The sequence below is a fragment of the Arthrobacter sp. 001422645 genome (assembly GCF_059816125.1).
In genome coordinates, this window is sequence record NZ_JCBANT010000011.1 from 1 (window position 1) to 21,094 (window position 21,094).

At 67.5% G+C, this 21,094-nt stretch carries 20 protein-coding genes; 11 read left to right on the plus strand and 9 right to left on the minus strand.

The features are described 5' to 3' along the window. Positions 1-95 precede the first annotated feature (95 nt). Positions 96-650 (minus strand): TspO/MBR family protein, encoded by a 555-nt coding sequence (locus tag AC6EUH_RS12175; RefSeq protein ID WP_056424427.1) that lies wholly within the window; start codon positions 648-650, stop codon positions 96-98. Between the two features lie 115 nt (positions 651-765). Between AC6EUH_RS12175 and AC6EUH_RS12180 the strand changes: the two genes are divergently transcribed. Then, the gene (locus AC6EUH_RS12180) at positions 766-1,839 is read left to right on the plus strand and encodes a lipid II:glycine glycyltransferase FemX (RefSeq protein ID WP_056424430.1); all 1,074 of its coding nucleotides are present in this window, start codon (positions 766-768) and stop codon (positions 1,837-1,839) included. A gap of 31 nt (positions 1,840-1,870) precedes the next feature. Continuing rightward, complete coding sequence (locus AC6EUH_RS12185; RefSeq protein WP_056424434.1) at positions 1,871-3,367, plus strand: threonine/serine exporter family protein; 1,497 nt, start codon at positions 1,871-1,873, stop codon at positions 3,365-3,367. A 136-nt stretch (positions 3,368-3,503) separates the two neighbouring features. Here the strand turns inward: AC6EUH_RS12185 and AC6EUH_RS12190 are convergent, their stop codons facing one another. Both AC6EUH_RS12190 and AC6EUH_RS12195 read right to left on the minus strand, forming a co-directional pair. Continuing rightward, entirely contained in the window at positions 3,504-4,343 is an 840-nt protein-coding gene (locus AC6EUH_RS12190; protein ID WP_499738787.1) for a siderophore-interacting protein, read from the minus strand. Between the two features lie 62 nt (positions 4,344-4,405). Continuing rightward, positions 4,406-5,191, minus strand: coding sequence for a uracil-DNA glycosylase (locus tag AC6EUH_RS12195; RefSeq protein WP_499738788.1), 786 nt, complete (start codon positions 5,189-5,191; stop codon positions 4,406-4,408). Between the two features lie 123 nt (positions 5,192-5,314). Between AC6EUH_RS12195 and AC6EUH_RS12200 the strand changes: the two genes are divergently transcribed. The 6 genes from AC6EUH_RS12200 (at position 5,315) to AC6EUH_RS12225 (ending at position 11,303) form a co-directional block, all read left to right on the plus strand. Next, entirely contained in the window at positions 5,315-5,632 is a 318-nt protein-coding gene (locus AC6EUH_RS12200; RefSeq protein ID WP_056424444.1) for a DUF3263 domain-containing protein, read from the plus strand. Positions 5,633-5,712: 80 nt separating this feature from the next. After that, complete coding sequence (locus AC6EUH_RS12205; protein ID WP_499738789.1) at positions 5,713-6,327, plus strand: LytR C-terminal domain-containing protein; 615 nt, start codon at positions 5,713-5,715, stop codon at positions 6,325-6,327. A 242-nt stretch (positions 6,328-6,569) separates the two neighbouring features. Next, positions 6,570-6,776 (plus strand): cold-shock protein, encoded by a 207-nt coding sequence (locus tag AC6EUH_RS12210; protein ID WP_499738790.1) that lies wholly within the window; start codon positions 6,570-6,572, stop codon positions 6,774-6,776. Positions 6,777-6,916: 140 nt separating this feature from the next. After that, a complete protein-coding gene (locus AC6EUH_RS12215) occupies positions 6,917-8,179 on the plus strand; it encodes an ABC transporter substrate-binding protein (protein ID WP_499738849.1) in 1,263 nt (420 codons plus the stop codon). 318 nt (positions 8,180-8,497) lie between these two features. Then, a complete protein-coding gene (gene groL / locus AC6EUH_RS12220) occupies positions 8,498-10,135 on the plus strand; it encodes a chaperonin GroEL (RefSeq protein WP_056424449.1) in 1,638 nt (545 codons plus the stop codon). A gap of 172 nt (positions 10,136-10,307) precedes the next feature. Then, a complete protein-coding gene (locus tag AC6EUH_RS12225; protein ID WP_499738791.1) occupies positions 10,308-11,303 on the plus strand; it encodes an RNase H family protein in 996 nt (331 codons plus the stop codon). Positions 11,304-11,330: 27 nt separating this feature from the next. Here the strand turns inward: AC6EUH_RS12225 and AC6EUH_RS12230 are convergent, their stop codons facing one another. The 6 genes from AC6EUH_RS12230 to AC6EUH_RS12255 all read right to left on the minus strand — a co-directional run bounded on the left by AC6EUH_RS12230 (position 11,331) and on the right by AC6EUH_RS12255 (position 18,459). Next, entirely contained in the window at positions 11,331-11,618 is a 288-nt protein-coding gene (locus tag AC6EUH_RS12230; RefSeq protein ID WP_056424456.1) for a WXG100 family type VII secretion target, read from the minus strand. Between the two features lie 122 nt (positions 11,619-11,740). Then, positions 11,741-13,258 carry a sensor histidine kinase gene (locus AC6EUH_RS12235; RefSeq protein ID WP_499738792.1) on the minus strand — a complete coding sequence of 506 codons (1,518 nt, stop codon included), beginning with the start codon at positions 13,256-13,258 and terminating at the stop codon, positions 11,741-11,743. 6 nt (positions 13,259-13,264) lie between these two features. After that, positions 13,265-13,975 (minus strand): response regulator transcription factor, encoded by a 711-nt coding sequence (locus tag AC6EUH_RS12240; RefSeq protein ID WP_056424463.1) that lies wholly within the window; start codon positions 13,973-13,975, stop codon positions 13,265-13,267. A 104-nt stretch (positions 13,976-14,079) separates the two neighbouring features. After that, on the minus strand, positions 14,080-15,726 hold the full coding sequence (locus tag AC6EUH_RS12245) for a DNA repair helicase XPB (RefSeq protein WP_499738793.1): 1,647 nt from the start codon (positions 15,724-15,726) through the stop codon (positions 14,080-14,082). Beyond that, positions 15,723-18,215, minus strand: coding sequence for a helicase-associated domain-containing protein (locus tag AC6EUH_RS12250; RefSeq protein ID WP_499738794.1), 2,493 nt, complete (start codon positions 18,213-18,215; stop codon positions 15,723-15,725). The genes AC6EUH_RS12245 and AC6EUH_RS12250 overlap by 4 nt, the downstream gene beginning before the upstream one ends. Positions 18,216-18,225: 10 nt before the next feature. Continuing rightward, entirely contained in the window at positions 18,226-18,459 is a 234-nt protein-coding gene (locus AC6EUH_RS12255; protein WP_056424471.1) for a hypothetical protein, read from the minus strand. Between the two features lie 179 nt (positions 18,460-18,638). Between AC6EUH_RS12255 and AC6EUH_RS12260 the strand changes: the two genes are divergently transcribed. From AC6EUH_RS12260 to AC6EUH_RS12270, 3 genes are read left to right on the plus strand one after another with little or no spacing between them, the layout of a single operon-like run. After that, on the plus strand, positions 18,639-19,022 hold the full coding sequence (locus AC6EUH_RS12260; RefSeq protein ID WP_056426482.1) for a cold-shock protein: 384 nt from the start codon (positions 18,639-18,641) through the stop codon (positions 19,020-19,022). Positions 19,023-19,030: 8 nt separating this feature from the next. After that, positions 19,031-19,720, plus strand: coding sequence for a DUF3027 domain-containing protein (locus tag AC6EUH_RS12265; protein ID WP_499738795.1), 690 nt, complete (start codon positions 19,031-19,033; stop codon positions 19,718-19,720). Between the two features lie 41 nt (positions 19,721-19,761). Beyond that, positions 19,762-21,093, plus strand: coding sequence for an MFS transporter (locus AC6EUH_RS12270; protein WP_499738796.1), 1,332 nt, complete (start codon positions 19,762-19,764; stop codon positions 21,091-21,093). Position 21,094 lies beyond the last annotated feature (1 nt).

Consider the following 21,094-nt stretch of genomic DNA (forward strand, 5'->3'; position numbering starts at 1 on the left):
GGAGACCGGCCGGGACATGAGCTCCAAGTACAAGGAGACCGCGATGGGCGGCCTCGCCGTGAACGTGGTCGAGTGCTGAGTCAGTTGTTCAGCGGTCAGTTATTCAGGGCTACCCAGAGGTTCAACGACGAGGCGAACACCACCCAGGCGAGATAGGGCAGCAGCAGGAGCCCCGCCGTACGGCTGATCGGTCCGAAGTAGAGCACGGTGACGGCCACGGCCACAGCCAGGGTCACGATGATGACGAAGGCGATCCACAGGGCGGGCGTGCCAAGCGCCGGGTACAGGCCGAAGAAGACCGGGGTCCACAGCAGGTTCAGCACCAACTGGACGGCGTAGGCGGTGAGCGCGGGCCGGGTTTCTGCGGTCCGGCGGCGCCAGACCAGCCACGCAGCCACGGCCATTGCGGTGTAAAGCAACGTCCAGACCGGCCCGAACACCCAGTTCGGCGGCGACCACGGTGCTTTGTCCGCGGTGGCGTACCAGCCGTCAACGTTGGTGGCGGTGGCCAGCCCGCCGAGTCCCGCAACCAGCGCGGAGGCCGCGAGGAAAGCCAGCAGTCCCAGCACCTGGATGCCCACCCCGCGCTGTCCGGACGGGAGGGTCCGGCTTCCGGATGCTGCAGCTGGTGAGTTCTGATCTGGCGGCATGCTTCCAGCGTAGCGGCTCCGGTCCGGGCGGGAACATGGGGTGTGGCGGATAGACTTGAACCTGCATGTCCGCATGCCGCCGACGCTCGTACCGCAATGATTGGATACCGCACCCTTGCGTGAATTCACCGCCCGCTTTGCCTCTGCCGAAGAGATCGCCAACTGGGATGCCCATGTCACCGCGAACCCCAATGGCGGCAATCTTTTGCAGTCGGAGGCGTTCGCCGAGGTCAAGCAGCACTTCGGCTGGAAGCCCCTCCACCTTGTATACGAAACGGCCGACTACACGAGCTACAACCTGGTCCTGGAGAAGTCCTTCCCGCTCCTGGGCAAGCTCTGGTACCTCATCAAGGGCCCTGATGTGGCCTCCGTTGACGACATCCCGGGCATCGCCGCGGCCAACGCCGAGTTCGTCAAACGTGCCCGGCTGGGGGTCTTCGCCATCAAGATCGAGCCGGACATTGTGCTCTCCGAGTCGGCAAAGAGCGTCATCGAAGCTGCCGGACTGGTCAAGACCCATAATCTGCAGCCCAACGACTCGACGGCCCTGCTGGACATCTCCCCGGAGGAGAACCAGCTGCTGCGCAACCTGCACTCGCGCGGCCGTAACGCCGTCCGCCGCGCCATCCGCGAAGGCGTGGAGGTGCACAACGTGGAGCCCACCGAAGAAAACTTCCGTGCCATGTACGCCCTCATGACCACCACCGTGGAAGCCAAGTCCCAGGTCCGCGTCCGCGAATACGAGTACTACCGGCAGTTCTGGACCAACTTCATCAAGCGGGACCAGGGGCGGCTCCTGTTCGTCTACGAGAACGACGTCCCGTCGGTGGGTGCCTTCGTCATCAACTACGGCCGCAAAGGCACCTACAAGGACGGCGGCTCGCTGCAGAAGCGCGGCCAGTACGGTGACTCCCACCTTGTGCAGTGGCAGGCCATCAACCAGCTCAAGGAACTCGGCTGCACCGAATACGATTTCTGCGGCACGCCGCCCAGCGGTCAGCTCAAGGACACGTCCAACCCGTTCCACGGCCTGGGCCTGTTCAAGACCAGCTTCAGCAAGACCGTCACCGACTTTGTCGGCTGCTACGACCAGGTGCTGAACCCGTTGAAGTACAAGGCGTGGATGGCTGCGGGGGAGCGCGTGGCACGCCAGCTCTACACCCGCCGCACCGGCCAGCAGTTCTACTAAACCGGCCGCCACGGACATCAAGGACGCCGGAATGACCAAGGAACCCGACGGCCGCCGGAGGCCGCCCACCGACGCACTGCCCAAGACCGAGCCGATGTCGGCCACGCAGGTGCGGCAGAACGCCGCGGCCAAGCGGATGCTGCGCCGGCTGGTCCAGGGGGAGAACCCTCCCACCGCCCCGATGAGCATCGTGGACCGCCTCGCCGGCAGCCCCTACGCCAACCCCATGATCCAGGTGGGCGGGGTGGACACCTCCGCCCGCAAGACCATCGACTTCGCGCTTCACCTGGCCGAGTCCATGTTCCGGTACGGAGCCGGCGCCCTCGAAGTGGAAACCAGCATCATCGCCGTGACGGCTGCGCTGGGCCTCAAGCACATCGAGGTGGACATCACCAACCAGTCGGTGGCCATCAACTACGCCCCCAAGGACCAGACCCCCATCTCGCTGCTGCGTGTGGTCAGGTCGTGGACCAACAACTACGCCGGGCTCTCCGAGGTGCACCAACTGGTCACCGAGATCGTTGCCGGCGGTGTGGGCCGCGATGAGGCCGTGCGCCGGCTCGAGGAGATCACCCACAGGTCCAAGCCCTTCCCGCGCTGGATGGTTACCGTAGCGTTCGGGATCTTCTCCGCCGTCTTCGTCGGTGTCCTGGGCGGCGGTCCCGGCGCCTCGGCGGTGGCGTTTGTGTCCAACCTGCTGGTCAGCCTGCTGGCCCGGCAGCTGGGCCGCTGGCGCACCCCGGACTTCTTCATCACGGCCTCATGCTCCTTCCTGGTGACCTTCATCGCCCTCCTGCTGTGGCGGTTCGGCGGCCTGGTGGGAATCCAGATCGCCCCCGAGATTGTGGTGGTAGGCGGCATCCTGCTCCTCCTGCCGACCGGACGGCTGGTCTCCTCGGTCCAGGACGCCATCAACGGCTTCCCGGTTACGGCGGCCGGCCGGTTCCTCTCCACGATGCTGACGTTCGGCGCACTCGTGGCCGGCATCGCCGTGGGCTTTGTGGTTGTGGCGATGACGGGGATGGAGCCGATCGACGTCACCAAAACATTCCCGCCGGCGTATCCGTTATGGGCGGTGGTTATCCTGATTGCCATCGCCGTACTGATGATCGGCATCACCGAACAGACCGGCTGGACGCTGCTGCTGCCGACCGCGGCAGTGGGCGTCGTGGGCTACCTGGTCCTGATCGGGGCAGAGGCCGCGGGCATCGGGATGCGCTTTTCGCCGGCGCTCGCCGCCGTTGTCATCGGGCTGCTGGCCCGGGTGGTGGCGCTCCGGATGGGCGCTCCGCAGCTGGTGGTGGCTGTTCCGGCCGCGTTGATCCTGTTGCCCGGACTCACCATATTCCGTTCCATGTATGTATTGACGATTGAGGAATCGGAAATCCTGCTGGGCGCAGGGGGCATGCTCAACGCCGGTGCCATCGTTATGGGTGTCGCGGCCGGCATCGTGCTCGGCGACACCCTGGCCCGGCCCCTGACCCGCGGCCTGGCCAGCAACGAACGCCGCCGGGCACGCCGCCGCTAACGCTCTTTGCGGCACGGCCCGCCGGGTCACCCCACCTTTGCCGGGTCCCGACGGCGTGGCGGGCTGCCCTGCCGGCGAGCCCCGGCGTCGTGATGGCAAAGGCGGGGAAACCCCGCGGCGAGCCGCCCAGATGGTGCTAGATCTTCCCGACGGGGAGCTTCTTCTCGGCCTGGAAGTCGTCCTCCACACGGCCTTTGGCCCAGTAGCCCGACAGGGACACCTGGGAGCGCTCCAGACCGTGTTGCACGTAGAGCACGTCGCGCAGGCTCTTCATGTAGCCGCGCTCGCCGTGCGCGAAGACCTGCACCCGGCCCTCAGGCCAGGCGGCGTCGCGCACGGCGCTGACCAGCAGTTCGCTGGCACCGGCCGGAACGCCGCCGCGTCGCAGCCAGCGCAGTTCGACGCCGGCCGGCGCTGCGATTGCCTGGATATCGTCGTCGCCGTCCACCTCGAGGAACGCCAGGCCGCGGGCGTCCTGCGGCAGCGATTCGATCGAGGCGCTGATGGCCGGCAGCGCGGATTCGTCGCCCGCGAACAGGAACCAGTCCGCGGCCGGATCCGGGTTGTAGCCGCCACCCGGGCCGGTGAAAATCAGGGCGTCGCCGGGCTGGGCGGACGCGGCCCAGGGGCCCGCGAGGCCTTCGTCGCCGTGGATCACGAAGTCGATGGCGAGTTCTCCGGCGGCCTCGTCGACCCAGCGGACGGTGTAGGTCCGGGTGTGCGGCCACTGATCCCGCGGCATGGTGTCCCGGATCTCCCAGAGGTCCAGCGGGTCCGGATAGGTGACCCCGGGCTGCGGGAAGACGATCTTGACGTAACGGTCCACGAAGGCGTTGTTCACGTAGCCGGTGAAGCCCGGGCCGCCGGCCACGATCCGGACCATGTGCGGCGAGAGCTGCTCGCGGCGCAGGACGGTCAGGTTGGTCTGCGGGCGGGATTTCCGGGTGGCCGAAGTGGCGGCGGGGACTGATGTCATGGTGCCAAGCCTAGCCAAGAACCAGCCAAGAAGGATGGGCGGGACCGGGTCTGTGAAGCCGGTTAGGGTAGCGGCGGCAGTTCCCAGTCCACCGTGCCGTCGCCTTGTTCCTGGAGCAGCGTATTGGCGCGGCTGAACGGCCGTGAGCCGAAAAATCCCCGCGCGGCCGAGAGCGGGCTCGGATGGGCGCTTGCGATCACCGGCGTCGAACCCAGCAGCGGCCGGACAGCTTCGGCATCCTTGCCCCACAGGATTGCCACGAGCGGGACCGGCACGCCGTTCGCGGTGACGCGGTTCGCCAGCGCGCCGATCGCCGTCGCCGTAATGGCTTCCCAGCCCTTGCCCCGGTGCGAGCCGGCCTCCCCGGCCCGGACGCTGAGGACCCTGTTGAGCAACAGCACACCCTGGTCCGCCCACCGGCTGAGGTCGCCGTGGATCCGCGGCGGCAGCCCCAGGTCGGCGTCGAGTTCCTTGTAGATGTTTGCGAGGCTGCGCGGGATGGGCCGGGTGGAGCCGTCCACGGCGAAGGACAAGCCGACGGCGTGGCCCGGCGTCGGATACGGATCCTGGCCCACGATGAGCACCCTGACATCCGCCAGCGGCTGACGGAAGGCCCGCAGGAGGTTCGACGCCGGCGGCAGGACCGCATGGCCGCCGGCAACCTCCCTGCTGAGGAATTCCAGGACTTCGCGCAACGGCCCCTCGACCGGTGCCAGCGCCTCGGCCCAGTCGGGAGCCACCAGCTCCGTCAGCGGCAGGCGGGCCAACTCGGCGAACCCGACGGCCTCGGCCGGGACGGGCTCCAGGTCGAACAGGGCATCGGAGTCAAGGGAATCTGAGGTGGGCACAGAGCCCATTCTCGCAGGACGGCAAATGACAAGCCTGTTATTCGCCCGTAGCATGGGGGAAGACTTTTCACCGGATCCGTCCGTACCGGAACAATCCTCACCGTAACAAGCAGGGAGTGTGCAGTGGCCGAACAAGCGCAAGAGCACCTTTCGACGGCGGATTCGGTTGCCGCCGGGACAAGCCCCGAATCGCCCCTGAGCAGCAGGGACCAGCAGATGCTGGCGCTCGAACGGCAGTGGTGGAAGTACGCCGGCGCCAAGGAACAAGCCATCCGGGAGCTGTTCGACCTTTCCGCCACGCACTACTACCAGATCCTCAACGCCCTCATCGATACCGAGGCTGCGCTGGCCCACGATCCGATGTTGGTCAAGAGATTGCGTAGACTACGTACGTCACGCCAACGTGCGCGCACTGCCCGCCGCTTGGGCTCAGACGCGTAAAACACAGCCGGATGCGCGGATTCCCGCGCGACAGCCGGCGTCGACAATTCGTCAGAAATCAGCAAGGACGTCGTTTTACCATGACCAAATACGCTCGGGATGAATTTGATCGGGTCCCGGAGACCTCCACCCGCCAGGGTGTCCACCGGGCCGTCGCCGAAACCCGCCGCCGCCGTCTGGCACCCATCCTGGCCGTCGGCGCCGCAGCCCTGGCAGTCGGCCTCGTGGCGTTCCTGATCCTGCCGAAGCTCGGGCTCTCCAGCGGCGGAAACACTGCGGCGGTATCGGCAGAGCAGGCCGCCGGCAGCGCCCCCGCGACCACAGCCTCCAGCCCGGCATCACCCAGCGCGGCTCCCAGCGTGACGCCCTCCGCATCCCCCACGCCCTCCGCCACGCCGACGCCGACACCGACCGCCGCCGTCGACAAGACCCAGCCGGTGGCGATCTTTAACGGCACCACCACCGCGGGACTGGCCAGCAGTGTAGGCAACACGGTCTCCACCGCCGGCTGGACGCTGGGCGAGTTGGGTAACTGGGGAGGAGCGCCCCAGCAGCGCTCCGTCGTCTTCTACAGCGGCGCCGCGCAGAAGGGCAACGCCGAGGCCCTCGGCCAGCTCCTCGGCATCGAGACCGTGGTGGACTCCGCCGAATTCCAGATGCCGCTGGTCGTCGTGCTGGCGCCCGGCTTCCAGTAGCCGTTCCGGTTACGCCTGAATAACTATTCGGGGCCGAACCGGCCCGCGCCGGCCGCTCCGGCCGGGGGCTGTGGGTACAGTATTTGCGGACTGTCTGTGCCTTCCGTGGTTTGCATCCTGTGTTGTGCATTCTGTGTTGTGCATTCTGCGTTGTGCATTCTGTGTTGTGCATTCTGCGGGTCGCATTCCGCGGCGCACATTGTGGTGGTCCGCCCGCAAAGCCAACTGAAAGTGTGGACACCATGGCATTGGGAACCGTGAAATGGTTCAACGCCGAAAAGGGCTACGGCTTCATCACCGTGGACGATTCCGGCGCTGACGTCTTTGTGCATTGGTCCGCCATCGCGGGGGAGGGCTACCGCGCACTGGACGAGGGACAGCGCGTGGAACTCGAAGTCGGCGAAGGCGAAAAGGGCCCGCAGGCCGAAAGTGTCCGGCCAGCCAAGTGACCTTCGCCGCAGCCGCAGCACCAAGGCAGGACCCTGCAGGAATTAGCCCTGCAGGAATCAGCTCCGCAGGAAAGAACCCTGCCGGAAAGCAACCCGGTCCGAAGACCGCCGGCGGCACCGTCCGTCAGCGGGCTGTGACCCTGCGCCGGGGCTGGGCCCTGGCGGTGCTGGCCGCTGCCGCGCTGACCACCACGGGGTGCCTGGGACCGGCGGGCGGTGCCCGCGTGGAGCAGGCCGACGCGAGCGGCGACGGAATCCTGCGGATCGGGCTGATCCTCGACAACACTGGAGCGCAGAGCTTCCTCAACGCCCCCCAACTTGCCGCCGCGAAGCTCGCCGTTAAGGAAATCAACGCTGCGGGCGGCCACAAGGGCAAACCGGTGGAGTTGCTTCCGGAGACCGTCAGCGGAGACACCGCGGCGCAGGCAAAAGCCCTGGTTGCCGCCAAAGCCGACGTCGTCATCGGTCCGACCGACTCAAGCCGCGCGCCTGCCGCGATCGACGTCCTGTCCAACGCCAAGGTGGCCATGATTTCCCCCGCGAACACCGCCAGCGGACTCAGCGGGTACGAGAGCAACGGCTACTATTTCCGCACCTCGGCAGCCGACATCGCGCAGGCCCCCGTTCTGGTCAAGCTCGCCAAGGACGGCGGCGCGGCGACCATTGCCGTTGTGTACGAGGAAGGCAGCTACGGCAAGGACGTGTCCAACGCGGTGGCCGCCGCGGCGAAGGAGGCCGGACTGGGGCCTGTGGCCGTCGCTGGGTTCACCCCGGGCCAGGCACAGCAGGCGGCGGCTGCCGCGAAGGCAGCGGCTCCCGACGCCGTCGTCCTGGTTTCCCGCGAAGGTGCCCAGGGCGCCCTCGCCGAACTGAACAACGCCGGTTTATCCGGCAAGAAGCTCATCCTCAGCGACGGGGCCGTCAACCAGTACGGTTCCGGCCTGGGGTCCCGTGCACTCGACGGTGCGCGGGGGATCCTGCCGGGGACCTTTGCCTCGGCGCACTTCCAGGGCGAGTTGGTCTCCGTGGATCCGGAGCTGAAGGACATGACGTTTGCCGCTGAGACGTATGACGCCGTCAACCTTGCCGCCATCGCGGCCGCCGCAGCCCAGGACGACGCCGGAACGTCCGTGGCCGGCAGCCTGATCGCCGTGTCGGGAGGCAACGTCCAGACCTCAGGCAGCGGCGGGCCCTCCGGCGAAGCCACGGTATGCAAGACCTACCAGGAGTGCCTCGACGCCCTCCGGGCAGGCAACCGGCCCGACTACGACGGGGAATCCGGGCCGGTCGGCTTCGATTCCCACGGTGACGTCAGTTCCGCGAACTATGTCGTCTACACCTACGGGTCGGACAACACGGCCACCATGAGCGGCAACGAAACTGCCAACAGCAGCGGGAGTTAATCGCCCGTAGCGTATTGAGCCGCGCTGGAGTGCCGCCAGCACGCCGATGCAGCGCACCTCCGGCTCATTCACTGCTTGCACTCTCCCCGGGGGAGTGCTAATTATTGATTTAGCACTCCCGCGTATTGACTGCTAAAACGACGCCCGGTTCACCCGGCCGCGAAGTTGAGGCCGCCGATCCAGGAGCGAAGAAACACCTGGCTGGGGTGAGATCCCGGGTTCAGTGGCATACAGAGGCCACAGGGCCGGGATCGTCCGTCGCGGGCACCGCAGCAAAGGTTCATTCTTAACGACTGTCCCGAAAGGACTACTGCCGTTATGGCCAAGATCATTGCATTTGATGAAGAGGCACGCCGCGGTCTTGAGCGGGGCCTGAACATCCTCGCCGACGCCGTCAAGGTCACCCTCGGCCCGCGTGGACGCAACGTCGTCCTCGAAAAGAAGTGGGGCGCCCCCACGATCACCAACGATGGTGTTTCCATCGCCAAGGAGATCGAGCTGGACGATCCTTACGAGAAGATCGGCGCCGAGCTGGTCAAGGAAGTTGCCAAGAAGACGGACGACGTCGCTGGCGACGGAACCACCACCGCCACCGTGCTGGCCCAGGCCCTGGTCAAGGAAGGCCTGCGCAACGTCGCGGCCGGCGCTGATCCCCTGTCCCTCAAGCGCGGCATCGAGAAGGCTGTCGAAGCCGTCACCCGCGAGCTCCTGGCCTCCGCCAAGGAAATCGAAACCAAGGAAGAAATCGCCGCCACCGCGTCCATTTCTGCCGGTGACAACGAGATTGGCGCCCTGATTGCCGAGGCCCTGGATAAGGTCGGCAAGGAAGGCGTCATCACCGTCGAGGAGTCGAACACCTTCGGCCTGGAGCTGGAACTCACCGAAGGCATGCGCTTCGACAAGGGCTACATCTCCGCTTACTTCGTCACCGACGCCGAGCGCCAGGAAACGGTCCTTGAGGATCCGTACATCCTGATCGTCAATTCCAAGATCTCCAACGTCAAGGAACTGGTTGCTGTCCTCGAAAAGGTCATGCAGTCCTCCAAGCCGCTGCTGATCATCGCCGAAGACATCGAGGGCGAGGCCCTGGCCACGCTCATCGTCAACAAGATCCGCGGCACGTTCAAGTCCGTCGCCGTCAAGGCTCCGGGCTTCGGCGACCGCCGCAAGGCGCAGCTCGCGGACATCGCCATCCTCACCGGTGGCCAGGTCATCTCCGAGGAAGTCGGCCTCAAGCTTGAGACCGCCGGACTCGAACTCCTGGGCCGCGCCCGCAAGGTGGTTGTCACCAAGGACGAGACCACCATCGTCGAGGGTGCAGGCGACGCTGACCAGATCGCCGGCCGCGTGTCCCAGATCCGTGCCGAGATCGAGAACTCCGATTCGGATTACGACCGCGAGAAGCTGCAGGAGCGCCTGGCCAAGCTGGCCGGCGGCGTTGCAGTCATCAAGGCCGGTGCCGCAACCGAGGTTGAGCTCAAGGAACGCAAGCACCGCATTGAGGACGCTGTCCGCAACGCGAAGGCTGCTGTCGAAGAGGGCATCGTCGCCGGTGGTGGCGTGGCCCTGATCCAGGCCGGCGCCAAGGCCTTCGCGAACCTGCAGCTCTCCGGCGACGAGGCAACGGGTGCGAACATCGTCCGCGTTGCCATCGACGCCCCGCTGAAGCAGATCGCCTTCAACGCCGGCCTCGAGCCCGGCGTTGTGGTCGACAAGGTCCGCGGCCTGCCCGCAGGCCACGGCCTGAACGCAGCCACCGGCGAGTACGTCGACCTGCTTGCCGCCGGCATCAACGATCCGGTCAAGGTCACCCGCTCTGCCCTGCAGAACGCGGCGTCCATTGCCGGACTGTTCCTCACCACCGAGGCCGTTGTGGCCGACAAGCCCGAGAAGGGTGGCGCCCCGATGGGCGGCGGCGACGACATGGGCGGCATGGGCGGTATGGGCGGTTTCTAACCCCCCGCTCCAGTGCTGCTCAACCAGCCCTGAACGTGCAGTAAACAACGACGGCGGTCCCTCCTTCGGGTGGGGCCGCCGTCGGCGTTAACGTGTTTTGGCACATGGCTGGCGGAAAGCTGGCGAAAGCTCCGGGGCATCGGGCCGGGCGGAGGTCTGGCAGGATGGTGCAGTGACGATTACAGCAGCAGCCGACGGTTCGGCTTTAGGCAATCCCGGCCCGGCCGGATGGGCATGGTACGTGGACGACGACTGCTGGCGGGCCGGCGGATGGCCGCACGGCACCAACAACATGGGCGAGCTCATGGCCGTGCTGGACCTGTTCCGCTCCACCGCCCACCTGTCCGGCGAGGATCTGCACATCCTCTGCGACAGCCAGTACGTCATCAACTCCGTGACCAAATGGATGCCGGGCTGGAAGCGCAAGGGGTGGCGCAAGTCCGACGGCAAGCCGGTGATGAACGTCGAGCTGCTCAAGGAAATCGACCAGGCACTGGTCGGCCGCAAGTACACCTTCGAATGGGTGCGGGGCCACGCCGGTCACGACCTCAACGAGGCGGCGGATGACCGGGCCAGGGCTGCTGCCACGGCCTTCCAGCAGGGCGTGGCCGTGCGCCAGGGCCCCGGGTTCGGCGCGGCGGCCGAGGCCGCCGTGGAGGCAGGGGCTCCGGGAGCCCAGGCATCGCCCGCTGCGGCGCAGGCAGCCTCCCGCCCGGCGCAGCCGGAGAGCGCCAGGCAGCCGTTGTTTGGTGAACCGTCCCTCTTTGACGAACCGGATCTTTTCAGCGTTCTGGACGAGGACCCGACGCCCGCGCCGGGCACTGACGCGAGCCCGGAGGCCATCGTCGAGGCTTTGGAGCGCGAGCTCCTCCTGCCGGAAACGCGCTCCGACCTGGGGCGTACCGGAGTGCTGCTGCACCCTGACTTCACCGAAATCGGGACCTCAGGCCGGATCTGGACCCGCGACGCCATGATGATGTCCCTGGAAGACAATCCGGGCGGCCCCACCGAGGTGGAGATCCTGGGTGCTGACCGGCTGGGCGAGCAGACTATCCTCCTGACATACCGCAGCCGCGCCCGGACGGGGACGGCCCTGCGCAGCTCCCTGTGGGTCCACGACGGCGCCCAATGGCGGCTCCGCTTCCATCAGGGCACGCCGGAGGCCTGAGCCTCCCTGCGGCGCGCAGGCGGCCGGTCAGCTGAACCGCTGCGTGTTGGTCAGTTCGGCCTGGGCGTAACTGGCCGCCGCGGAGTTCAGTGCCAGGTTGATCGATGCGAGGGATGCCTCCACTTTGCCCTGGGTCAGCGTCCACTCGGCCACAAGGGCCTGGAAGTTGGTGGCGGCCGAGCCGCGCCACGTGGCCTGCAACTCGTCCAGCCCCCGTTTCATGGCCTGGACGTCCGAGCCGATCCGGTCGACTGTGGCCTTGACGGTTGCTGACTTGAGCTGGAGGAGTTCCGTATCGACGGAGATAATGCTCATTGGGGTGCCCTCTCGACAGTGCCTGCTCCGGGATTTCCGGATACTGCGAGCCTAGGCAGGTCGCGGGGCGCGGGCTAAGCCCGGCCACGGTATGTGGAAAAAGCGTCAGGATCGCGGGCGCGCTACTCCCCGCGGGCGTCGTCCGGGCCGGTGTCGGTCTCGTGATCCGCAGCCGAACCGGCACTGACACTGGAGCCGGTGTCCTCCATGGAGTCGTCCAGGAACGGAAGACTGACCACCAAGGTGGCGCCGCCGCCGTCGGTCTCCTCGACCCGGACGGTGCCGGCATGCGAGCCGACGATGGCCGCGACGATTGCCAGCCCAAGCCCGCTGCCACCGGTCTCCCGGGTGCGGGAGGTGTCCGCCCGGTAGAACCGCTCGAAGATCTTTGCGGCTTCCTCCGCGGGGACGCCGGGACCATGGTCGCGGACCTCGATGACGGACAGCCGGCGGCCGTCCGCCGCGGTGCGGGCGCCGACGGCGAGTTCAATGGGCGTGCCCTCGGGGGTGTAGCGCAGGGCGTTGCCCACGAGGTTCCCCACCACTTGCCGTAGTTTGGCCTCGTCGCCCACGACCGGGGCCGGCGCGGGCGGGCCGCCGTCGAGCCCGGTCAGCGAGATGACACGGCTTCGGTCGCTCGCCTGGGAGTCCACGACGGCGTCGTTGGCGATCAGCAGCAGATCGGCGGGTTTCTGCTGGAGCGGCCGCTGCTCATCGATCCTGGCAAGCAGCAGCAGGTCCTCCACCATGGCCCCCATCCGCTTGGCCTCGCTTTCGATCCGCCCCATGGCGGTCGCCACATCCTCCGGGGTGGACAGCGCGCCCTGCCGGTAAAGCTCGGAGAAACCGCGGATCGTCACCAGCGGCGTGCGCAGTTCATGCGAGGCGTCCGCGGCGAAGCGGCGCATCCGTTCCTCGGAAGCCATCCGGGCGGCGAAGGCCGTTTCGATGTGGGCCAACATGGCATTGAGCGAGCTGCCCAGCCGGCCCACCTCCGTGTTGGGGTTTTCGATTTCGACGCGCCGGGACAGATCGCCGGCAGCAATGGCCGCCGCGGTCCTTTCGACCCGTGCCAGCGGCCGGAAGGACCGGGAGATGCTCCACGTGGCGATGAAGAACGCCAGGACAAGAGTCAGCAGCCCGACGCCGACCACCACCAGGACAGCGTGTTCCATGACGGAATCGACCGGCCACAGCGGCAGCCCGATGACCACGACGGAGCTGCGCTCCTTGCTGTCCACAACGTTCAGCGCGACCACCCGCCAGTTGCGTCCGTCCGTTCCGCGGACCTGGAAGGGGGCCTGGTCGCGGGCAGCGGCTTCCTGGGAGGTGATGGTGGGGATATCCGGGTGGAGCACCTTGTTGCCGCCGAACGGCACTGCCGGCTGCCCCGGCGCGAACAGCATCAGCGAGTAGTCGGTGGGGATGCTCTGGGTCTGGTCCTGGAGCTGGCTGAAGGACTGCTGCTGGCGCACCGAGGCAATCGCGGCCCGCAGCTTGTCGTCGACCTGCCCCTGCAGATAGCTGTGCAGCAGCGTCAGGGTCCCGGCGCCGGTGGCGGTGAGGGCCACCAGCATCAGTGCGGTCATAATCGCGACGAGCTGCGACCTCAGCGACGCCGACTTCCAACGGAGCAGCAACGGAGGTCAGCGCTTCTCGGCCGTCCGCAGCACGTAGCCCACGCCCCGTTTGGTCTGGATCAGGGCCGGGCCATCGGGGTCAATGTCCACTTTGCGGCGCAGGTAGGAGATGTAGGACTCCACGATCGAGGCATCTCCGTTGAAGTCGTACTCCCAGACATGGTCCAGGATCTGGGCCTTGGACAGCACCCGGTTGGGATTCAGCATGAGGTAGCGCAGGAGCTTGAATTCGGTGGGGGAGAGCTCGATCACCGTGCCGCCGCGGCGCACCTCGTGGGCATCGTCGTCGAGCTCGAGGTCATCGACGCGGATGACGGCGTCGTCATCCTGGAGGGGCTGCGTACGCCGCAGCACGGCGCGGATCCGCGCCACCACCTCATCGAGGCTGAAGGGTTTGGTGACGTAGTCGTCGCCGCCCACCGTCAGGCCCATGACTTTGTCTTCGGTGTCATCCTTGGCCGTCAGGAAGAGAACGGGGAAGTGCTTGCCCGCGGCCCGGAGCCGGCGGGTTACGGTGAAGCCGTCCATATCCGGCAACATGACGTCCAGGACGGCCAGATCGGGGGAATGGAGATCGGCCGCCGCCAGGGCTTCGCGCCCGTTGGCCGCCGAGACGACTTCAAAGCCGGCAAACCGCAGGGACGTGGACAGCAGCTCGCGGATGTTCGGTTCATCATCGACGACGAGCAGCTTGGCTTCGGGACCGTTCTTCTTCATGACTCCCATGATGCTCCCAGACTCTGGGAGTTTTCTGAATGGCTCATGTGTGTTGCATGTTCCCGGGGTGCCAGGAATTTCCGGGAACAGGCATTGCCGGGCGCCTAAATCGCCGTCCCGACGTCCTTGGCATCCATGATCCGGTAGGCGTACCCCTGCTCGGCAAGGAAGCGCTGGCGTTTGGCCGCGAAGTCCTGGTCCAGCGTGTCCCTGGCCACCAGGGAGTAGAAGCGTGCGGCGCGGCCGTCCTTCTTGGGCCGCAGCAGCCGGCCGAGGCGCTGCGCCTCCTCCTGCCGGGAGCCGAAGGAGCCCGAGACCTGGATCGCCACAGACGCCTCGGGCAGGTCGATGGAGAAGTTCGCGACCTTGGACACCACCAGGGTCTGCACTTCGCCGGCGCGGAAGGCGTCATAGAGCTTCTGGCGTTCCTTGACGGACGTGTCGCCCTTGATCACCGGCGCCTGCAGGCGCTCGCCGATCTCGTCCAGCTGGTCGATGTACTGGCCGATCACCAGCAGTTGCTCGCCCGCGTGCTCGGCGACCAGCCGTTCCACCACCAGGGTCTTGGACTCGGACGTGGCGCACAGCCGGTACTTGTCCGCGTCCTCGGCCATCGCGTAGGCCACGCGTTCGTCGCGGGGCAGGTCGATCCGGACCTCGACGCAGTCGGCCGGCGCGATGTAGCCCTGCGCCTCGATGTCTTTCCACGGCGCGTCGTAGCGCTTCGGCCCGATCAGGCTGAAGACCTCGCCCTCGCGGCCGTCTTCACGGACCAGCGTGGCGGTGAGGCCGAGCCTGCGGCGGGCCTGCAAATCCGCGGTCATCCGGAAGATCGGCGCGGGCAGGAGGTGGACCTCGTCATAGATGATGAGCCCCCAGTCGTTGCCGTCCACCAGCTCCAGATGGGGGTAGAGCCCGCCCCGCTTGGTGGTCAGGACCTGGTAGGTGGCGATCGTGACGGGCCGGACCTCCTTGACGGAGCCGGAGTATTCGCCGATCTCCTCCTCGGTGAGGGAGGTCCGCTTCAGCAGCTCGTCCTTCCACTGCCGGGCGGACACCGTGTTGGTCACCAGGATCAGCGTCGTGGTGGAGCTGGTGGCCATCGCGGCGGCGCCCACCAAGGTTTTGCCGGCGCCGCAGGGGAGCACGACGACGCCGCTGCCGCCGGCCCAGAAGTTCTCCATCGCCAGCTGCTGGTAGGGGCGGAGCTTCCAGCCGGACTCGTCGAGCATGATGGGGTGCGGCGTGCCGTCGACGTAGCCGGCCAGGTCCTCGGCCGGCCAGCCGATTTTCAGCAACAGCTGCTTGAGCTGCCCGCGCTGGGAGGAGTGCACCACCACGGTCTCACCGTCGATCCTCGGGCCCAGCAAGGGGGCGATTTTCTTGGCGCGGCTGACTTCCTCCAGCACCGGATAGTCGGAGGTACGCATGACCAGGCCGTGCTGCGGGTCCTTTTCGAGCCGGAGCCGGCCGTACCGGGACATGGTCTCTTCGACGTCGATCAGCAGGGAATGCGGCACCGGGAAACGGGAGTACTTCAGCAGCGTGTCCAGCACTCTTTCGGCGTCGAGCCCGGCGGCCCGGGCGTTCCAGAGGCCCAGCGGCGTCAGCCGGTAGCTGTGCACGTGCTCGGGGGCGCGTTCCAGTTCGGCGAACGCGGCGATGGCGTGGCGTGCTTCGGTGGCCAGTTCGTGGTCGACTTCGAGCAGGATGGTTTTGTCACTCTGGACAATCAGCGGTCCGTCGGTCACTGGAGCAATTCCTCTGCGGCTTCTACGTCGATAATCCGGTGGATGGACAGGACGCGTTCGGTTTCCTTGTCCGGATCGAACACCCGGACCCGCCCACCGTTCACAGCTACCGGAACAACTGTCTCCCGCACGGCATTCCCCAGGCCGTCGACGACGTTCATCACCACACGCTGCTTGAGCCGGATTGCCTTCTGCAGGGTTTCCAGTCCCAGCTGGGTTGCCTCCTCGCTGCCGGGTGCCGCCGCGGGATGCCCGACGGCGCCGCCCGCGGCGGGCCGCTCGCTGCGCAGCACCGCCAGCTGGGCGTCGACGTCGGCTTCCGGAGGGGCAGTGCGCGGCGCGCTGTAGACCGGCCGGGCACTGCCGGGCAGCGCCGTGGTGCGGCGCAGCCGGATGCCGCCGGCTTCGGACTCCTCCACGGACGGGGACAACCCCAGGCTCCGGAGGACCTGCGCCGTGTCGCGCGGCGCCGCGTGCGAGACCAGCACGGTGGGTGCGAGCCGCACCAGGCCCAGGCCGGAGGCGCCGGGAGTGTTGAGCAATTCGAGCAGGGCCGTTTCGTCGTCGCTCTGGATGAAGCTTGCGGCAGAGCCCACCCGCAGCCTGGCATGGCGGGCGGCGGTGTCCTCGATCAGGTACTTCAGCGGTTGAGGGATCGCCGTTGCCGAGTGCAGGCCCAGGAACTCCAGCATGGCCGCGGCATCCTGGCCCGCGTCGAGCGCGCGCCGGACCGAGGCGGTAGAGAACCGGTAGATCGTGGCCGGGCCCTGGCCTTCGGCGTCGGCCATGGTGAGGAGCTTTTCGGTGAGATCCGGTGCGAGGTAGCCGGGGGCCACCGCTGTGAGGTCCGCCTGTAGCAGCACATGGTTCAGGGCTGCCGGCAGGTGTTCGCCCAGGATTCCCATCGCCTCGTCGGGCTGCTCGGCGGCGATCGCCGCCCCGATCTGGCTGAGCGCGCCCGAGCCGATCAGCCCCAGCATCTCGGCCTCGGCCAGGACCCCCCGGATCAGGGAGCTGAAACGCCGCGCCATCCGGGGCTGGGTCCAGTCGGCGCGCTCCAACACAGCCGCGGCGTCCAGTACCGGGGCCTGCCCGTCGGCGGCCGCGGCCTCCCGGGTCAGTTCAGCCAGGATTTCCAGGATCCGTTTCCGGACCACCGGGGCGTCCGGGCGCTGGGCTTCGGCCGAGAGCGCATTGATGGTGTTGACGGCGGCGCCGCGGTGGAGGGCCGGGACCGCGGCCTGGCCGTTGACCGGCTGCCCGACGAGGGAGGGCGCCCGCTCGCTGGCGAGCCAGGCGTTGACCAGCCAGAGCCACTGCTCCTGCCGCGGAAGCGTCAGCCACTCCAGCTGCGGCGGCTGGACCCAGGCGGAACTGTCCACGTCCAGGCGGATGAGCCCGGCCAGGGCGCACACTTCCGCCAGCACGCCGGCGTCGTGCATCTCGAGCCGGAGGCCCTCGGCCAGCCGCTTCAACTCCCGGACGCCCACACCGCCGCTGCGCAGGGTGACGAGAGGCTGCTCGCGGACGACATGGAGCAGTTCGCCGACCAGCCGCAGGGTCTCTGCGATCGCGCCCAGGGCGGCGTTGCGGCGCAGCGCCGCAGAAGTGGATCCCAGCCGCGGAACCGGGGGAGTCAGCGCAAACTTCTCGATGACAAAGCCGCCACGCAACGAGACGCCGACGCTGTGCGGAAGCTCCACGTGGGCGGCGTCCAGGGGAACGAGCAGCCCCCGGGCGAGGAGCCAGTCCACCGGCCCGACGTCGGCGGCCTCGTGCAGGACGGAAGCGCGGCGTTGGGCCTGGGGAACGGCACCCATGGCCCAGTTCCCGAACCGTGCCAGGAGTGCCGCGGTGCGGTCGGGGGCGGTGTCCAGGATCTGCCGGAGGGACTCCGGCGTGGCCGTCCAGTGCTGCAGCGACAGCGCGGCCTCCATCGGCGTCGTCGCGGGCGAGACCGCCGCGCCGCTGCGGTGCAGTTCCCCGACCAGCTGGACCACCCGCTGCGCAAAAGCCGGCTGGAGCCGCACGAGCTCGGTGTAGCTGCGCCCCAGCCCGGCCGGATAGATGCCGATCACGTCCTTGAGGCTGCCGACCGGCAGGTAGTACCGCTGCTTCGGGCCGGCGGCCGGGGCGCCGTGCGGGGGTTCCGCCCGGTGGACCAGGGCCAGTTCCTGCAGGGACTGCAGCATCTTGTCGATTGAGGCCAGTGTGGAGCCGTTGATCAGCTTCTTCAGCATGGCCGCGGAGGCGCTGTGCCCGGTGTCCGTGTTGGTGCACAGGTGCAGGGTCTCAAGGACCTGCATTTCCGGGCGGTTGAGCCGCTCCAAGGCCCGTTGCACGCTGACCCGGCCGCTGGCCCGCGCCGCGAGGGCTGCGAAGTCCGGCACGCCGGGGGTGATGAGGTCCGGCCGCGCGGTGAACAAGGCCCGCAGCGAATCATCGCTGCGTGCCTGCAGTTCCTTGCTGAGCGCGCGGATAAGGGACATCAGTGCAAGGCTACCTTTCGTCCGGTCCTCGGGTCCGGCGGCGGGCTGCCACGCCGTCGATCACGAGCAAGAGCATCAGCAGGAACGCCACGGGCAGCCCGTAGAGTGCCGTGGAGGTGATCCACACCGGCGAGGCGGCGTTGTTGAAGGCCATTGCCATCACGACGCCGACTGCCGCGAGGGACAGCACGGCGGCGACGGCCGCAACGATCAGCAGCGGCCGCCGGAAGCGCAATGGAGTCATGGAGCTAACGCTAACAGTCCGGCTTGTCCCCGCGCCCCAAACGGTCAAAGTGGGCAAGGCAGGATAACCTTGAGGGAACAGACCAACACGGTCCGGGCAGTCATACCCTGAACCCGCATATCCATGCGGATGCGGTGACCGCCGGCCGTGTCACCAGCAGAACGAAGAGGGTTGATTACGTGCCTACCGGCAAGGTCAAGTGGTATGACAAGGACAAGGGCTTCGGATTCCTCGCGGGCGAGGACGGTCAGGAAGTCTTCCTGCCGAAGTCCGCGCTGCCCGAGGGCGTAACCGAGCTCAAAGCCGGCACCCGGGTTGAATTCGGTGTGGCCGACGGCCGCAAGGGCGCCCAGGCCCTGGGCCTGCGCGTGCTGGACAAAACACCGTCCATCGCCAAAGCCAAGCGGCCCAGCGCCAAGGATCTCGCGCCGCTGGTGCAGGACCTCGTGACCGTCCTGGACAACCTGTCCGGAACGCTGTCCGCGGGCAAGTACCCGGAAGGCAACAAGGGCAAGGCGATCGCCGTCGCCCTGCGTAAGGTTGCCGACGAGCTGGACGCGTAAGGCTCTTGATGACGCCGGAGACAGATCAGACCGAGCCCACTGCCGTGGGAAGCAGCGCCGCCGGGGATAAAGCAGCAGCCGGGAACAAGAAAGCCGGAACCAAGCAGGGCCCCAAGCCGCGCGCCGGGGTCCCTGTCTGGCGTACCGGCAAGCCGGATGCTTTCCTGGCTGCCGCCGTCGACGTTGCACGTGCTGCCATTGAGGGCATCGCCCCCGCCGAGCAGATCGGCCCGCACCTGGCAGCCAAGAGCGAAGGCGACCGCCTGGTCACGCATCTCTTCGAGTCAAAGCTGCCCGGCTACGGCGGCTGGCAGTGGTATGCCGTGCTGACCCGGAACTCAAGGTCCAAGGAGGTTACGGTCGACGAGCTGGGTCTGCTGCCGTCCGAAGACTCGATCCTGGCACCCGAATGGATTCCCTGGGCGGAACGGGTCCGCCCCGGCGATGAACAGGGCGATGAAGACCTCCAGGCCGCCGCAGGCGCAGCTCCCCCGGAGGGGGCGGGCGAGGCCGCCGCCGTCGCAGCGGCTACCACCGACGCTGAGGACGCACCGGAAGACGACTCCGACGACGCCGACGGCAACGCGGACGGTGCCGGCGACGAGTACGACACCGACGCACCGGAAGACGACGATGTCGATGACGCTAGCACCGGAGATGCTCCGAAAGACGAGTCACCGGCGACGGAGGATGACTAGCGGTTGGAACCATCAGGGGTGCTTCAGAGTGAGGGCTGGTCATGACGTCCACCTTCAAATCCCTGCACATCCTGAACTACCGGATCTGGTTCATCGGGGCGATCATTTCCAACATCGGAACCTGGATGCAGCGCACTGCCCAGGACTGGCTGGTTTTTGACCACCTGACCGAGCACGACGCCGGGGCCATGGGCATCACCATGGCCCTGCAGCTTGGCCCCCAGCTCTTCCTGGCCCCCGTGGCCGGACTGGTTGCCGACCGCTTCAACCGCAAGCACCTGCTCGTCCTGACCCAGTCCGCGATGGCAGTGCTGAGTGCAGCCCTCGGCATCCTGGTGGTTACCGGGGCCGCCCAACTGTGGCACGTTTATGCCTTTGCCCTGCTGCTGGGCGTTGTTTCCGCCCTGGATGCCCCCGTGCGCCAGACGTTCGTCTCCGAGCTGGTCCGCGACGACTACCTGCCCAACGCGGTGGCCCTCAACAGTGCATCCTTCAATGTGGCCCGGATGATCGGCCCCGCGGTGGCGGGCATCCTCACGGTGGCGGTCGGTCCCGGCTGGGTCTTCCTGATCAACACCCTGACCTTCGTGGCGCTGCTGCTGAGCCTGTGGAAAATTCCCACCGCCTCGTTGCGCCGACTGCCCCGGGCCGCGGCCGGAAAGGGCAAGATCCGCGAGGGACTGCGCTACGTGCGGTTTCGGCCGGACATCGTGGTGGTGCTGGTCGCGGTGTTCATTGTGGGCACCCTGGGCCTGAACTTCGTGCTGTTCATTGCGGCCATGGTGGGAACGGAATTCGGCCTGGATGCCAGCGCTTTCGGGTTGATGAACTCCATTATGGCCATCGGCTCCGTGGCCGGCGCCCTGCTGTCCGCCGGCCGCCAGAAACCCAGGCTGCGGATCATCTTCGGGGCTGCCGGGGCCTTCGGCGTGGCCTCCGGCATCGCCGCGCTGGCGCCCAGCTACTTCTGGTTCGGCGTGGCGCTGGTTCCGGTGGGGCTCTTCGCCATCACGATGATGACCAGCGCCAACGGCTACGTCCAGACGACCACGGATCCTGTCATGCGCGGCCGGGTGATGGCGCTCTACATGGCGATCTTCATGGGCGGCACGCCCATCGGAGCGCCGTTCGTGGGATGGGTCGCAAACGTTGCGGGCCCCCGCTGGTCCATGAGCGTTGCGGCGGCCGCCGGCCTGATCGCTGCCTTGATCGGGCTGGTGTGGATCATCCGGGCCAAGCAGTTGCGGATCCGGTTCGACCGCCGCGCCCGCGGGCTGCCCCACTTCCGCGTCGTGTCCGCCGTCCCGGGCGGGACCGGCCCTGCCGGGGGCGGCCCCGGCGATGCCGGCCCCGGCGGAGACGCCCGGGAATGAG

What these genes read in the sequence shown, in the direction of transcription:
- AC6EUH_RS12205 (WP_499738789.1), top strand. Translation starts at nt 5,713, where the DNA reads ATGACCAAATACGCTCGGGATGAATTTGATCGGGTCCCGGAGACCTCC.
- AC6EUH_RS12190 (WP_499738787.1), bottom strand. Translation starts at nt 4,343, where the DNA reads ATGACATCAGTCCCCGCCGCCACTTCGGCCACCCGGAAATCCCGCCCG.
- AC6EUH_RS12270 (WP_499738796.1), top strand. Translation starts at nt 19,762, where the DNA reads ATGACGTCCACCTTCAAATCCCTGCACATCCTGAACTACCGGATCTGG.
- AC6EUH_RS12240 (WP_056424463.1), bottom strand. Translation starts at nt 13,975, where the DNA reads ATGAAGAAGAACGGTCCCGAAGCCAAGCTGCTCGTCGTCGATGATGAA.
- AC6EUH_RS12265 (WP_499738795.1), top strand. Translation starts at nt 19,031, where the DNA reads ATGACGCCGGAGACAGATCAGACCGAGCCCACTGCCGTGGGAAGCAGC.
- AC6EUH_RS12250 (WP_499738794.1), bottom strand. Translation starts at nt 18,215, where the DNA reads ATGTCCCTTATCCGCGCGCTCAGCAAGGAACTGCAGGCACGCAGCGAT.
- groL (WP_056424449.1), top strand. Translation starts at nt 8,498, where the DNA reads ATGGCCAAGATCATTGCATTTGATGAAGAGGCACGCCGCGGTCTTGAG.
- AC6EUH_RS12255 (WP_056424471.1), bottom strand. Translation starts at nt 18,459, where the DNA reads ATGACTCCATTGCGCTTCCGGCGGCCGCTGCTGATCGTTGCGGCCGTC.
- AC6EUH_RS12210 (WP_499738790.1), top strand. Translation starts at nt 6,570, where the DNA reads ATGGCATTGGGAACCGTGAAATGGTTCAACGCCGAAAAGGGCTACGGC.
- AC6EUH_RS12185 (WP_056424434.1), top strand. Translation starts at nt 1,871, where the DNA reads ATGACCAAGGAACCCGACGGCCGCCGGAGGCCGCCCACCGACGCACTG.
- AC6EUH_RS12175 (WP_056424427.1), bottom strand. Translation starts at nt 650, where the DNA reads ATGCCGCCAGATCAGAACTCACCAGCTGCAGCATCCGGAAGCCGGACC.
- AC6EUH_RS12230 (WP_056424456.1), bottom strand. Translation starts at nt 11,618, where the DNA reads ATGAGCATTATCTCCGTCGATACGGAACTCCTCCAGCTCAAGTCAGCA.